The following is a 14,919-nucleotide window of genomic DNA, read 5'->3' on the forward strand; positions in this document are numbered from 1 at the left end:
GGCTTGTGCTCTTATTGTGAGGTGAACTGATTAACGGGTTGTTTCAGGGCGAAGCTGTCACGAAGCGTGCTGCCCGGATAGTCGCGGCGCGTCAGGCCGCGAGCCTGCAAAATCGGCACCACGCGGTCGACAAAACGTTCAAAGGTATCGGGAGTGCCGCCATTAATGATGAAGCCGTCAGTAGCCTGGGTTTCAAACCAGAGCTGCAGGCCATCCGCCACCTCTTCCGGCGTGCCGTGAAACAGCGGGCGTGGTGTTGCCGCTTCCAGCGCGGCCTGGCGCAGGGTATGCCCATGCTGCTGTGCTTTGCGTTTGATCTCGTCGGTGGTGCTGCGGAAGCTGTTATGACCGATGTCACCGATATCCGGGAACGGCTGATCCAGCGGATACTGTGAGAAGTCGTGATGGTCGAAGAAACGCCCGAGGTAGTTAAGCGCATCGGTAATCGACACCAGCGCCGCCGTGATCTGATACTGGCGCTCCACGTCCTCTGCATCATCGCCAACAATCACGCTGACACCCTGGAAGATGTGCAAATCGTCTGGCTGACGGCCATTCGCCACCAGTTGCTGTTTCACATCCTGGTAAAATGCCTGCGCCTCTTCACGCGACGGCTGATGGGTGAAGATGGCGTCAGCATGACGCGCCGCCAGTTTTTTACCGTCGTCGGATGCGCCCGCCTGGAAGATAATCGGACGACCCTGCGGCGTGCGGGCGATGTTCAGCGGCCCCTGTACCTGGAAGAAATCACCGTGATGATCGAGCGTGTGCAGCTTCGCCGGATCGAAAAATTGTCCGCTCGCCTTATCACGCACAAAAGCATCCTGCTCCCACGAATCCCACAATCCTTTCACCACCTGCAGATACTCATCGGCAATGCGGTAACGCAATGCGTGCTCCGGGTGCTGCTGGCGTGAGAAGTTTTTGGCCGAGCCTTCCAGCGGTGACGTCACCACGTTCCAGCCTGCACGCCCGCCGCTGAGATGATCAAGGCTGGCAAACTGACGCGCCACGGTGAAGGGCTCGCTGTAAGAGGTCGATACCGTGCCAACCAGCCCCAGATGTTCAGTGACGCCCGCCAGCGCCGAGAGCAGCGTCAGCGGCTCAAAGCGATTCAGAAAGTGCGGGATCGACTTTTCGTTAATAAACAACCCGTCGGCGACAAACAGAAAATCGAGTTTGCCCTGCTCCGCCTTGCGGGCGATTTTTTTGGCGTAATCCAGATTAATACTGGCATCGGCCTGCGCCGCCGGATGGCGCCAGGCAGACATGTTTCCCGATGCGCCATGCAGAATGGTACCCAGCCGAAGTTGTCTTGTGGTCATGATGCTCTCTCTTTTTTAGTCGTAGCGATGCCCGACGACGGTGGTCAGAACCGTCGTGCTTTAGCGGGTTGCAGATGAATTCAGTTCAGAATGGCTTCCCGACATCGCGCGTTAAGATGTTGCAGCGCCTGGCGGGCCAGTCGGGCGAAGTAGTCGGCGGCGGGCGCAATCAGCGCCTCATCCGGGGTAAAGCTGGCATGGTGCAGACCAAAGTCACTGGCGCTGCCGATGCTGACAAACGCCCCCGGCACCTGTTGCAGATAGAAGGCAAAATCCTCACCCAGCAGATGGAGATCGGCGGTCTGCACCCGATAGCCCGCCTGCTGCGCCACTTCGCTGCTGAAGGTCGCCCAGTGCGCATCGTTAATCAGCACTGGCGGGCCAGGATGCCAGCTCAGGGTTGCCTGCGCGCCATTGGCGTCGGCGAAGTGCTCAACCAGCGTGCGCACCCGCTGTTCCAGTTCGGCGCGCACCTGTAAATCGTGGGTTCGGGCCGTGCCGCCAAACTCAACGCCGCCGGGTAATACATTCCAGCTTTTGCCGCCGTCGATGCGGGTAATGCTCAGTACCAGACTGTCCAGGGCACTGAAGCTGCGGCTGGTGAGTCCCTGTAACGCCTGGATAATCTGGCTGGCCGTCACAATGCTGTCGACACCCTGCTCCGGATACGCGGCATGTGCGCCTTTGCCGGTGACGCGGATAATAAATTTGTCAGCATTCGCGTAGAACGCCCCGCTGCGGGTGGCAAAGGTGCCTACGGGCAGCGAAGGCTCGTTGTGCATTCCGAAGATAGCCTGCACCTCATCCAGTACCCCCGCCTCAATGAACTGATGCGCACCGCGCGCTATCTCTTCAGCGGGCTGGAACAGGATGCGCACCCGGCCAGCTAACCGATCGGCTTGTGAATTGAGCTTTAAGGCCGCACCCAGCATCACCGCGCTGTGCAGGTCATGACCGCAGGCGTGCATCACGCCAGGATGGCGGGAGTGAAAACGCACCCCGCTCGCCTCATGGATCGGCAGCGCATCGATGTCGGCGCGCAGCGCGATCACCGTCTCTCCGCTGCCAATTTCTGCCACCAGGCCGGTTTCCAGTGGATAGTCCAGCAGCCGGATGCCCGCCGCCTGCAACCAGCCCCGCAGTCGCGCGGTGGTGGCAAATTCCTGACCCGACAGCTCCGGCCAGGTGTGCAGTTCGCGTCGCCATTCAATCAGTTGTGACTCAGGGTTCATGATGACTCTCCACTGACGGGGGTTCAGGCTGCGACCAGATGATGCGTGGCCAACAGTTCAAGTGACTGCAGACGTGCAACCGGCTCGGTAATCGGCGTGTCGATAACAAACTCATCAATGTCAAAATTATGATGCAGCGCGTCCAGCTGGGCATGAACCTGCGCCGCCGTGCCTTTCAGAAGTGACGGCGTGCGCGGCTCAATCTGATAATCGCGGTATCCACCCTGACGCACATAGCGCTCCGCCTGTTCCAGACTGGCAACGTTGACGCTCGGGCCATCTTTCACCGCTACATGATAGTGACGAAGATTGGCTACCAGCAGGTCAGCCCCGGCGGGTGAGTCGGCCACCACCACCTGCACGGCCACCAGGGCGCGCTGACCCTGGCTCAGGCGGGAGTAGGTACTCAGCGCATGCTCCAGCAACTGGCGGTCGCCATTAAGGTGAGCGGCAAAGACAAACTGCCAGCCCAGACTGGCGGCCAGACGGGCGCTCTCTTCACTGGCACCCAGCAGAAAACGGTTCGCCGGACGTGACGGCAGTGGCGTGGCGGCTAAACCCTCGTCATCAGGATCAGCCTGACCGGGCTTCAGCCAGCTATCAAGCAGCTGAAGCTGTTCGGCAAAGCTCCCTTTTTTAGCGGCATCAACACCCTGTTGCAGCGCATGGGTGGAGAGTGGAAGTCCGCCCGGCGCTTTGCCCACGCCGAGGTCAATACGGCCCGGTGCCAGCGAAGCGAGCAGGTTAAAATTCTCTGCCACTTTATAAGGGCTGTAGTGCTGCAACATCACGCCGCCCGATCCGACGCGAATATGTCGTGTCTGGGCAATGATCCAGGCAATCAATACCTCAGGTGAAGGACTGGCCAGCTGCGCGGTGTTGTGATGTTCCGCCAGCCAGAAGCGGTGATAACCCCACTCCTCTGCCCGCTGCGCCATCTGCAGCGTGCGCTGCAGCGCCGCGGTGGGTGATTCACCCTGCAGCACGGGCGCTTTATCTAACAGACTTAATCGATATGCCATTCACCTGGTCCTTGTTTATTCCGGTTGCAGACCAGTGTGCTGCGCAGTCGATCATTGGTAAAACATCATATTGTTTTATGTATTATTGATTTCGTCATAATGGAGAACAGTGAGAAGTGAAAGAGGGAAAACGGGCTCTGAAACAGGTAATCAGGCAGATATTTTGCGTATAACGCTATTTGTTGCCTGATATTCAGGTGAGTAAAATCGGCGAACTGGCAAAGGTTTGCAGAAAATCGTCTTACGTATGGAGAGATGACAGCTGTTGTTAGCCGCGACTGCAGAAATTCAGACAGCCTGAATTCATGGCATTGAAATACATTCTTCACAGGATGTTGAAGCACGGGTCGCCAGATAGATAAATAAGCATATGAAGAATGCAATTGAGTCAGAGATAACTCATTGCAACTGCCAGATGATTTACAGGACCTTATACATTATCCGGAATTAAGATCCTCTACTGTAATGAGAGGTGTAAACCGGGCATGAATCTGTCTGATAGGGTCATATCCGGGCACAGCAAAGCATTGAGCCCAGAAACAAGATTATTTTTCTAAGGCCGTTGCGAATTTTGTTTCAACGGGAAAAATCGGGTGTTGATAAGCGCCACATTGACTTCACATGGAACGCCGTCGTCGAGATAAACAGTTTCATTAAGCTGAATGACAGCATCCCCTTCCGCTAAATTAAGCAGTGTAAGCGACTGTGTATCCGTAAGATTGACGGCCGTTAAATGCTGGTCCCTTAGCTGCACTTTCTTACCGGTAACTTCTTCAATGTAGGCATATTTTGACAGTTCCAGCTTGCTGAACTCCATGCTGCTAAACATATTAACCGGCAGGTGAATATGTTCCAGAGCTACCGGGATGTCATCGAAACACATCAGGCGTAAAATTTTATAGATCTGATCGCTGTTTTTAATACGCAGCGCCTGAGCGATATCAGCAGAAGGAACCTTGATTATGCTGACCGATATGATTTTTCTTACACCTTTATGGCCATTTCTTTGCGCCTGGTAATCAAAAGGTGAAAGCACATGATATCGGTTCGCCTGGCTACTCATCTCCGTAGAACCGACAAAAATACCCGACCCTTTAACCCGGTAAATTCTCTGCTGCTCCACCAGAATGCGTGTGGCTTCACGCACCGTTGCGCGAGTAATGCCGATGCTTTTGGCAATTGATATTTCGGTATCCAGTTTCTCTCCGGGTCGAAGGCCATCATCCTTAATTTTATTGAGGATGTAATCAACAACCTCTTTTTGTTTTTCAGTAATGCCATCAACCATTGGCTTTCTTCCCGTTTGAGTGAAGGACAGACTCCCTCTAATCCGTGTCAGTACAGTTCTGCCTGACATTGCCGGATGAGTACCACTTCCGCTAGCTGAATATGTGATCAACTTATCAAATTGGCACTGATGTTAAGCCTGATAAGCAATATTTTAACTTTACATGTTGTGTCCGTACACGTCGAAGGACATCATCAGGATGACTAGACACCTTTAACATGTACAGATGTGATGACCGTTGTGAAATATAACCCCATCTGAACAATGAGAAAATATTTTTTTAATAAGCCCATGAAAATCATGACTTTTAAGGATGTTACCACCTTTTACTACATTCGATTTTTGTCTCGCTCTGCTGACAGAAAGTTTATCTAAAAAAGTGATAACGGGGGTTTTGAGGGAAACTGACTGTACATACTCAGGAATTTATGAAAAATCGGAATGCATAACAGGCCCTGTTCCGGTTGAGAAAATTTTATATGAGATGGGTTATGCGCAACCGGGAGCAGGCAAACGCCACACGGTTTATGCGTTTAGTTAAATTTTATTGCGCATTTAAACAGGAGGAGTAAGACGATGTCACACCTGGCTAAGTGGTTAAATAACGAGAAAATCCAGTACGTCGAAAGCGTGACTGACTGGCAGGAAGCGTTAGTTATTGCGGGACGTCCTCTGCTGAGTGAGGGCGCAATATCGCAGGATTATATTGATGCGATTATTCAGCAAAAAGAGGAGATCGGCCCCTTTTTTGTCATCGCGCCGCAGATTGCCATGCCCCACGCACGCCCGGAACAAGGCGCACACAAACTGGGGTTGTCGATTGTGCTGCTGGGTACAGCAGTGAAATTTGACTCCGAAGAAAACGATCCGGTGAAGGCTATTTTCATGTTTGCCGCACCGGACAGTAATAGCCATATCGAAATGATCTCCCAGCTGGCGGAAGTGCTGTCCGATGAAGAGATCATGGCGCAGATATTCAATGCGAGCAGCAAAGAAGCGCTCATGACGATTTTATCAGGCGTTTAGTCTGCCCGTTGAAACGCGACTTTTAATCATTAGTTAATGAGGTTTGATATGAAAATTATGGCGGTGTGTGGTTCAGGTTTAGGCAGCAGCTTCATGATGGAAATGAACATCAAGAAAGTGCTTAAAACGATCGGTGTTGAAGCTGAAGTGGAACATTCGGATCTCGGCTCTGTCACCCCCGATGTGGCGGATGTTTTTGTTATGGCCAAAGACATTGCTTATAGCGCAAACCTTCCTGAACAGAAGGTCATCATCGTTAATAACATCATTGACCTGAAAGAAGTGGAGCAGAAAATACGTGAGTATTTTGAGAAAAAGTGACGCTAATAATTAGATAAACACCTTACCCTCGAGGTTAATATGTTTACTCAAAATCTTTTGCAGTTCGTCGTCGACGTGCTGAAAGTGCCCTCTATATTAGTCGGACTGGTGGCATTTTTCGGACTGATTGCGCAGAAGAAGCCGTTTCCTGATGTTATCAAGGGCACGGTAAAAACTATTCTGGGCTTCCTGGTGCTGGCAGGCGGTGCGACCGTTCTGGTCGGTTCACTGACGCCACTGGGCGACATTTTCAAACATGCGTTTGATGTTCAGGGCATCATTCCTAATAACGAAGCGATGGTCTCTATCGCTCTGGCAAAATATGGTGCGCCTACCACGATGATCATGGCCTTCGGCATGGTCGCCAACATCGTAGTCGCCCGCTTTACCCGACTGAAATATATCTATCTGTCAGGGCATGTGACGTTTTATATGGCCTGTATGATCGCGATTATTTTATCGGTTGCTGGTTTTGAAGGTATTCAGCTTATTTACACCGGTTCACTGCTGTTGGGCATTCTGATGGCCACCTTCCCGGCAATCGCCCAGCCCTATATGCGTAAGATCATTGGTGGCGACCATGTCGCGCTGGCGCATACCGGGACAATTGGCTATGTCTTATCAGGCTGGATCGGCTCTTTGGTAGGTAAAGGATCTAAATCCACCGAAGAGATGAACATGCCAAAAAACCTCAGTTTTTTGCGCGACAGTACCATCTCTATCTCTCTGACGATGATGATTATCTACTTAATCCTGTCGGTGTCTGCCGGTAAAGACTATGTAGAGGCTAACTTCAGCAATGGTCAGAACTACCTGGTTTACTCCTTTATCCAGGCCATTACCTTCGCGGCGGGTGTCTTTATCATTCTGCAGGGTGTGCGCTTAATCCTGGCTGAAATTGTCCCTGCCTTTACCGGCTTTTCAGAAAAACTGGTGCCGGAAGCCAGACCGGCGCTGGATTGCCCGATTGTTTTCCCCTACGCCCCGAATGCGGTGCTGGTTGGCTTTATCTCCAGCTTTGTCGGTGGCCTGGTGGGGCTGTTTGTTCTCGGTCAGCTGCATTGGGTATTGATTCTGCCGGGTGTGGTTCCTCACTTCTTCTGTGGCGCTACGGCTGGCGTGTTTGGTAATGCGACCGGCGGCAAGCGTGGGGCGATTTGCGGTGCCTTTGCTCATGGCCTGTTAATTACCTTCCTGCCTGTCGCCCTGCTGCCGGTACTCGGACAGATAGGGCTGACCAACACCACCTTCTCGGATACCGACTTCGGCGTCACCGGCATCCTGCTGGGTAATATGGCTCACTTTATGGATAAGGGAACCATCACCATGATTATCACCGGCATTTTTGGCTTGTTAGTGATTTATAACTTTACGGCTAAAAAGAAGACACCTGTAGAAACAAATGCAGGGTAATCAGAACGCTTAATGGCAACCAGAAAGGGCAATGAGCGCTTTCTGGTTGTTTGTGTGTAACCTGCTTTACAGCTCCGCTTATGCCCCGCCTGAATACCAATCAGAATGAGCCTCATTTAGCGCCAACTAAAATTATTATTACCACTCGTTTTCGCCCACCCCTGACCAATAGCCACTAATCGCAATCCCAATTACCTGACATCTGATGGCGCTAAACCGCGTAAAAAAAGGATTATTCCGATTCAGAAAAGTGATCAACATCACATTTTCAACATTAGACATACTAATAAATAAAATTTAACAACAAAACATTTGAATGATAATGATTAACATTTACACTCTCATCCGCATATAACAAAGCGTTTAACGCTGCCAAATCCACAAATGATATGCGGTATTTACTCTTTTTAAGGTGAAAACACTAATCCATCTAATGGTCAGGGTTTTTATCTGGTTAGTTAGTTTTATGTTTACTGGAGTTGTTGAGCGGACATCCAACGCTGCTGACCTTACGTCGGCAGGGTCACTGGTATTAACGCACAGGAACTGAACATGCTTTTACGCTCATCCACTCAGGCGGCACAGGATCTCGCGCCAGCATCCAATGCCAGCGGTGCCGAAACGGCTATTTTTAACGATCAGCAACTGGCGGCCTGGTCGCAGCAGACTCAGGAGGTGCTGGCGCTGATGACCCGTACCGTTACCGGCGTTGAGAAGCCTTTCAGCGGTATCCTGCCCCATGAACTGGCGGCGGAATTCAGTGAGGTCGATCTCGATCGTCCGCTGGGTAACAACGATGACGCCCTGACAGAGCTGAGTCAGCTCTATCTGCGTGACGCCGTCTGGTTTCACCACCCTAAATATCTGGCGCACCTGAACTGCCCGGTCGTGCTGCCCTCTCTGATGGCTGAGCAGATTATGGCGGCAGTGAATAGCTCGGTCGACACCTGGGATCAGAGCGCAGGCGGTACGCTGATTGAGCAGAAGGTGATCGACTGGACGCTTGGCCGCATCGGCCTGCCTGCCGGATCTGATGGGATCTTCACCAGCGGCGGCACCCAGTCCAACCTGATGGCAATGCTGCTGGCGCGTGATAGCTGGTGCGCGGCACATCATCCGGGGCATCTGATTAAACATCGCGGCCTGCCTGAGACCGCGTCGAAATGGCGAGTGTTTACCTCCAAACTCAGCCACTTCAGCATCCAGAAATCGATGGCGATTTTAGGGCTGGGCTATGACGCAGTTATCGCCGTTGATCACGACGCCCACTACCGTATGGACGCAGCGTGCCTGGCGCAGGAGATCGAAAAATGTCGCAGTGAAGGGCTGATCCCGATTGCTGTGGTTGCCACCAGCGGCACCACGGACTTTGGCAGCATCGATCCGCTGCCGGAGATTGCCCGTCTCTGTGACAATTATGGTTTGTGGATGCACGTTGACGCCGCTTACGGCTGTGGGCTGCTGGTCTCAGAGAATCATCGCTCACGCCTGAATGGCATTGAACGGGCTGATTCCGTCACCGTCGATTATCACAAATCTTTCTTCCAGACCGTCAGCTGCGGTGCGTTCTTTGTGCGGGACAGCCACAACCTGAAGCATGTCACGCACCATGCAGATTACCTGAATCCGCTCAGCGCCCAGCAGGAAGGCACGCCGAACCTGGTCAACAAAAGCATTCAGACCACCCGCCGATTTGATGCGCTAAAAATGTGGCTGACCCTGCGCGTGATGGGTCCGGCGGCGCTGGGTGACGCTTTCGATACGCTGATAGAGCTGACACAGGCGGCTCATGAGCGGTTAACTGCGCATTCTGCTATCGAAGTGCTGCACGCGCCTGAGCTGACCACCCAGATTTTCCGCTACGTGCCCGGCAAAAACGCCAGCGACGCACAGATCGACGAAATCAACGCCGCTATCCGTAAAGCGCTCTTCCGCTCCGGCAACGCAGTGATTGCCGGAACCAAAGTCGATGGGCGTCAGTACCTGAAATTCACCCTGTTAAATCCCACCACGACCATCGCCGACATCGAAGATGTGCTGAGCCTGATCGCGCACTATGGCCGCGAGCAGGTACGTGCGTCTGCGCTGAACGCGGCGAAACAGTGAGAGCTCTGAAATGAATAATTCCGTTTACGATTTTATTGGTATCGGTATCGGCCCTTTCAACCTGAGTCTGGCCTGTCTGAGTGAGCCGGTTGAGGGACTGAACGGTCTTTTCCTGGATGAGAACCCGGGCTTTGACTGGCACACCGGCATGATGCTGGAAAATGCCCATCTGCAGACGCCGTTTATGGCCGATCTGGTGACGCTCGCCGATCCGACCAGCCCTTACAGCCTGCTTAACTACATGAAGGAAAAGGGGAAATTATACTCTTTTTATATCCGTGAAGACTTCTTCCTGATGCGCAAAGAGTATAATCAGTACTGCCAGTGGGCCAGTTCGCGGCTCTCTAATCTGCGCTGGAACAGCCACGTTGAGTATGTCAGCTACGATGAGGCGGCTGGCGTCTATCACCTTCAGGTGACCGACACCCGGAATGGTCAGAAACAGAACTATCTGGCACGACATCTGATCCTCGGCACCGGGCCTAAAGCCTGGATGCCGGAGTGCAGCCAGCCGCACCGCCAGCGCCTGACGCACTCAAGCCACTATCTGGTCAACAAAGCGGAACTGCAGCAGAAGCGTTCCATCACCGTGCTGGGCAGCGGCCAGAGCGCGGCAGAAATCTACTACGACCTGCTGACCGATATCGACCGCTTTGGCTATCAGCTCAACTGGATCACCCGCGCGCCGCGCTTCTATCCGCTGGAGTACACTAAGCTCACGCTGGAGATGACTTCGCCGGAGTGGGTCGACTATTTCCACGCGCTGCCCGCCAGCACCCGCGACGAACTGAATGCGCGCCACAAGAATCTCTACAAAGGCATCAACAGCAGCCTGATTAACGACATTTATGACCTGATGTATGTCAAACAGCTCGACGGCGATCTGAACGTTAACCTGTTTACTCACTCGGCGCTGACCGCTATGCGCTGGCTGCCACAGGGAGAGTTCGAGCTGACGCTGCATCAGGAGGAGCAGGATTGCACCTTCACTCGTCGCACCGAAGGACTGGTGATGGCGACCGGCTATCACTACCAGCCACCGATGTTTTTAGAGGGCATCAACGCCCGCCTGCGCTGGGATGACAAAGGCCGCTACGACGTGCAGCGCAACTACAGCATCGATTATCACAATCAGATCTTCGTGCAGAACGCCGAACTGCACACCCACGGTTTTGTTACGCCGGATCTCGGCATGGCCTGCTACCGCAACTCGGTGCTGCTGCGCGAACTGACAGGACGCGAGGTCTACCCGATCGAGCGTCAGATTGCCTTCCAGACCTTCCCGGCTAAATCGGAGCACTGAGATGAGTTCACAAACACTGTTCAGCGCCGCCCGCCCCGCAGGCCAGTTCACCCTGAGGCCCATGCTCGCCAGCGATGCGCCGCTGGTTCATAGCTGGGTCACCCGCGATTACGCCCGCTTCTGGGGCATGCAGCAGCAGAGCCTGAATCAGGTCGCTGAGTTCTATCAGACGCTGACTGCAGCCGATCCCCATGCTGCGCTGATTGGTTGCTGCAACGACCAGCCGGTCTGCCTGATTGAGTGCTATCGCGCCTGCGACGATGAGGTCGGCAAATTTTATCCTGCCGCACCCGATGATTACGGCATGCATATTCTGATTGCCCCCGCCAGCCAGCCGATCAGAGCCTTCAGCTGGCAGGTCTTCACGCTGGTGATGGACTACATGTTCAGCCGCCCCGAGGTGCGCCGCGTGGTGGTAGAGCCAGATGTGCGCAATGAGAAGATTCACGTGTTGAATAAGCGTGCCGGGTTCCGCTATCAGCACACCATCGACATGGGTCATAAAACCGCCTGGCTGGCCTTTTGCCAGCGGGAAGATTATCAACACGCGTTACTGCAGGAGTCGCAGACTATGAACACCCCCTCTTCGCTGATGAACGGTACACATCTCACGGGCGACCACTGGGCGCAGGCAAACCGCATGCTGATCCGGAAAGCGATTGCCGAGTTCGCGCATGAGAAAATCATTACGCCACAGGAGTCGGGCAACGGCAGCTATCAGCTTGCGGTGCCAGGCGGTGAAGCGAGCTACCATTTCCGGGCGTCGCGGCTGGCGCTGGATCACTGGGAAATCGATGCCGGCTCACTGCGCAAGCAGGAGAACGGTCGTGATCTGCCGCTGGATGCGTTGAAGTTTATCGTGGAGTTTAACGGGGAGATCGGTATTACACAGGCACTGCTGGCGACCTACATGGAAGAGATCAGCAGCACGCTGTGCAGCAGCGTTTATAAGCTGCAGAAGAATAATCCTGACAGCCAGGCGCTGGTCTCAGCCGATTTCCAGACGGTGGAAGCGGCGATGACCGAAGGCCATCCCTGCTTTGTTGCCAACAACGGGCGTATTGGCTTTGATGCCCATGATTATCTGGCGTATGCGCCCGAGGCCGCCGCGCCCGTTCACCTCATCTGGGTCGCGGTTCATCGCCGCAACGCCCATTTCTCCAGCCTCAGCGAGCTGAGCTATGAGCAGTTGATGCGTGATGAACTGGGCGACACCACCCTGGAGCAGTTTACTGCGCAGCTGGTGAATAAAGGGCTGGCGGTTGAGGAGTATATCCTGATGCCGGTGCATCCGTGGCAGTGGCAGAACAAGCTGCTGACCGTGTTTGCGGCAGACATCGCCAGTCACGATATTGTTTATCTCGGCACCGGAGACGATGCTTACCAGGCGCAGCAGTCGATCCGCACCTTCTTTAACCGCAGCCAGCCCGCGAAGCGCTACGTGAAAACCGCCCTGTCGGTGCTGAACATGGGCTTTATGCGCGGACTGTCCCCCTACTATATGGCGACAACGCCTGCGATAAACGGCTGGCTGGAACAACTGGTTGCTGGCGATGCGTGGCTGAATCGCTGTGATTTCCGCATCCTGCGCGAAGTCGCGGCGGTCGGCTATCACAACCGCTACTATGAGCAGGCGATCAAAGGCGACTCCGCCTATAAAAAGATGTTCGCTGCGCTGTGGCGGGATAATCCTGCGGCCAGCCTGCAGCCCGGCCAGCGTCTGATGACCATGGCCTCTTTCCTGCACGTCGATCACCATCAGCAGGCACTGCTGCCAGCGCTGATAGCGGATTCTGGTTTGCCCGCGAAGCAGTGGATAGAACGCTACCTGACCTGCTATCTCAGCCCGCTGCTGCACTGCTTCTATCAGCATGACCTGGTGTTTATGCCGCACGGTGAAAACCTCATCATGCTGCTGGAGAACAACGTGCCGGTCAGTGCATACATGAAGGATATCGGCGAAGAGATCGCCGTGATGAATCCGGATGCGGTGCTGCCGGAAGGCGTGCAGCGTCTGGCCGTGGATGTGCCGGAGAACCTGAAGCTGCTCTCAATCTTCACCGATGTGTTTGACTGCATCTTCCGCTTTATCAGCGCGATTCTGCATCAGTCAGGAACGCTGCCGGAGGAAGAGTTCTGGCAGGCGGTGGCGCAGTGCGTGAAGGATTACCAGCAGGCGCACCCGGAGCATGCCACTAAGTTCGCGCGCTATGACATGTTCGCGCCGGAGTTTACCCGCTCCTGTCTGAACCGCCTGCAGCTGGCGAATAACCAGCAGATGATAAACCTCGCCGATCCCGCTGAGAACCTCAAGTTCGCCGGAACGCTGAACAACCCGATTGCCCGCTGGCGATAAGCGTTACACCGTCACGCTGAAATTATGCGGTCACCCTGGTGGCCGCTTATTTAATGGCTTTATCGCAGGTATTTGTAATGGTTTCTTTCGAACCGGTCGCGCAACTGACCCGACGACATCTGATTTTTCCGCTGTCGCTGGTGTTGTTTGAGTTCGCTACCTATATCGCTCACGACATGATCCAGCCCGGCATGCTGCTGGTGACTCAGGAATTTAAGGTCGGGCCGGAGTGGGTCTCTACTTCGCTCACCGCCTATCTGGCCGGTGGCATTATGCTGCAATGGCTGCTTGGCCCCCTCTCTGACCGTATCGGGCGGCGTCCGGTGCTGCTCAGCGGCGTGGCCTTTTTTATGCTCTCGTGTGTGGCGACGCACTGGGTGCAAAGCATTGAGCAGTTCGTCCTGCTGCGTTTTCTGCAGGGCGTCAGCCTCTGTTTTATTGGCGCGGTAGGCTACGCGGCGGTGCAGGAGGCGTTTACGGAATCGCTCAGCATCAAAATGATGGCGCTGATGGCCAACGTCGCCCTGCTGGCTCCGCTGGCCGGTCCGCTGGCGGGCGCGGCTTTTCTTACCGTGGGTGAATGGCGCACCCTGTTCTGGCTGATTGGCGCTGTCGCGGCGCTGGCGCTGGCAGGTCTGTGGTATGCGATGCCCGAAACCGCAGGCGACCGGCAGAAACCGCTGTCGCTTCGATCGATTATCAGCGGTTACGCGGCATTGCTGAAGGATCGTCAGGTGATGCGCGGCTCGCTGGCCATCGGGCTGGTCACCGTGCCCTGCATCGCCTGGGTCGCGTTGTCGCCGGTGATTTTAATTCATGATGCGGGACTCAGCCGCATCGGCTATGCGTTATTACAGCTGCCGGTCTTCGCCGCCATGATTGCGGGCAACCTGACGCTGGGACGCTTATCCAGCCGTCTGCCCATTGAACAGCCGTTACGGCTCGGTGCCTGGTCGGTGGTCTGCGGGCTGGCAATCGCAGTAACCGCTACCGTGCTAAATCCGCAAAGCTATCTGTGGCTGACTGCCGGAATTAGCCTCTACGGCTTCGGTGCCGGGCTGGTCAGTGCCGGACTTTATCGCATGACGCTTTTTTCCAGCAGCGCCGGAAAAGGCAGCGTGGCAGCGATGCTCGGCATGGTGAGTATTCTGATCATCGCGCTGGGCATTGAAGCAGCCAAAACCGCGTATTTTAGTTACGGCACCGGCGGCTTCAGTGTGGTGAACCTGATCTGCGGTCTGCTGTGGCTGGTTCTGGTCAGCGCTTTTCTGCGTGCAGGCCAGCGGAAATTGTGCGCGGAATAGCGGACCCTTATGAATCCGCTGTGTGCCGTTGATAAAATATAACCCGGCAGGATGGCAGAAATTTATTTGCCATCCTGCAACTGAAATAAAGAGATTACATCCCACCCAATCCCGCATTTATTTTTTTCAGATAAGCTTTGACCAAATCGTTACTTTATCTGTGTGTTGCGTCATTCGATGATGATTCCGCCTGCTGAGGCAATTGATAACAAAGGAATTCACC

The 14,919-nt window shown here is 54.2% G+C and carries 11 protein-coding genes; 7 read left to right on the plus strand and 4 right to left on the minus strand.

Going from position 1 to position 14,919, the window contains the following annotated elements; translation table 11 throughout:
* Nucleotides 1–11: 11 nt before the first annotated feature.
* From LC417_RS12585 to LC417_RS12600, 4 genes are all read right to left on the minus strand, one after another.
* Nucleotides 12–1,325 carry an LLM class flavin-dependent oxidoreductase gene (locus tag LC417_RS12585; protein ID WP_223565932.1) on the minus strand — a complete coding sequence of 438 codons (1,314 nt, stop codon included), beginning with the start codon at nt 1,323–1,325 and terminating at the stop codon, nt 12–14.
* An 80-nt stretch (nt 1,326–1,405) separates the two neighbouring features.
* Entirely contained in the window at nt 1,406–2,557 is a 1,152-nt protein-coding gene (locus LC417_RS12590; protein WP_167423164.1) for an amidohydrolase, read from the minus strand.
* Nucleotides 2,558–2,580: 23 nt separating this feature from the next.
* Nucleotides 2,581–3,579 carry an MsnO8 family LLM class oxidoreductase gene (locus LC417_RS12595; RefSeq protein ID WP_033780263.1) on the minus strand — a complete coding sequence of 333 codons (999 nt, stop codon included), beginning with the start codon at nt 3,577–3,579 and terminating at the stop codon, nt 2,581–2,583.
* A 553-nt stretch (nt 3,580–4,132) separates the two neighbouring features.
* On the minus strand, nt 4,133–4,867 hold the full coding sequence (locus LC417_RS12600; protein WP_010247068.1) for a GntR family transcriptional regulator: 735 nt from the start codon (nt 4,865–4,867) through the stop codon (nt 4,133–4,135).
* Nucleotides 4,868–5,443: 576 nt separating this feature from the next.
* On the opposite strand from LC417_RS12600, the gene LC417_RS12605 reads away from it, so the two are divergent.
* The 7 genes from LC417_RS12605 (at nt 5,444) to LC417_RS12635 (ending at nt 14,696) form a co-directional block, all read left to right on the plus strand.
* Nucleotides 5,444–5,893, plus strand: coding sequence for a PTS sugar transporter subunit IIA (locus LC417_RS12605; RefSeq protein WP_010247067.1), 450 nt, complete (start codon nt 5,444–5,446; stop codon nt 5,891–5,893).
* Nucleotides 5,894–5,941: 48 nt separating this feature from the next.
* Nucleotides 5,942–6,214, plus strand: coding sequence for a PTS sugar transporter subunit IIB (locus LC417_RS12610; RefSeq protein WP_223565933.1), 273 nt, complete (start codon nt 5,942–5,944; stop codon nt 6,212–6,214).
* Between the two features lie 39 nt (nt 6,215–6,253).
* Entirely contained in the window at nt 6,254–7,627 is a 1,374-nt protein-coding gene (locus LC417_RS12615; RefSeq protein WP_022624351.1) for a PTS ascorbate transporter subunit IIC, read from the plus strand.
* A 552-nt stretch (nt 7,628–8,179) separates the two neighbouring features.
* Nucleotides 8,180–9,733 carry an aspartate aminotransferase family protein gene (locus LC417_RS12620; protein WP_187492241.1) on the plus strand — a complete coding sequence of 518 codons (1,554 nt, stop codon included), beginning with the start codon at nt 8,180–8,182 and terminating at the stop codon, nt 9,731–9,733.
* Nucleotides 9,734–9,743: 10 nt separating this feature from the next.
* Nucleotides 9,744–11,036: a lysine N(6)-hydroxylase/L-ornithine N(5)-oxygenase family protein gene (locus LC417_RS12625; RefSeq protein ID WP_154210120.1), complete on the plus strand. Its 1,293-nt coding sequence runs from the start codon at nt 9,744–9,746 to the stop codon at nt 11,034–11,036.
* A gap of 1 nt (nt 11,037) precedes the next feature.
* Nucleotides 11,038–13,392 carry a GNAT family N-acetyltransferase gene (locus LC417_RS12630; protein ID WP_223565934.1) on the plus strand — a complete coding sequence of 785 codons (2,355 nt, stop codon included), beginning with the start codon at nt 11,038–11,040 and terminating at the stop codon, nt 13,390–13,392.
* A 77-nt stretch (nt 13,393–13,469) separates the two neighbouring features.
* A complete protein-coding gene (locus LC417_RS12635) occupies nt 13,470–14,696 on the plus strand; it encodes an MFS transporter (protein WP_223565935.1) in 1,227 nt (408 codons plus the stop codon).
* Nucleotides 14,697–14,919 lie beyond the last annotated feature (223 nt).

Source organism: Pantoea sp. OVA07A, from assembly GCF_019969975.1.
GTDB lineage: Bacteria > Pseudomonadota > Gammaproteobacteria > Enterobacterales > Enterobacteriaceae > Pantoea > Pantoea agglomerans.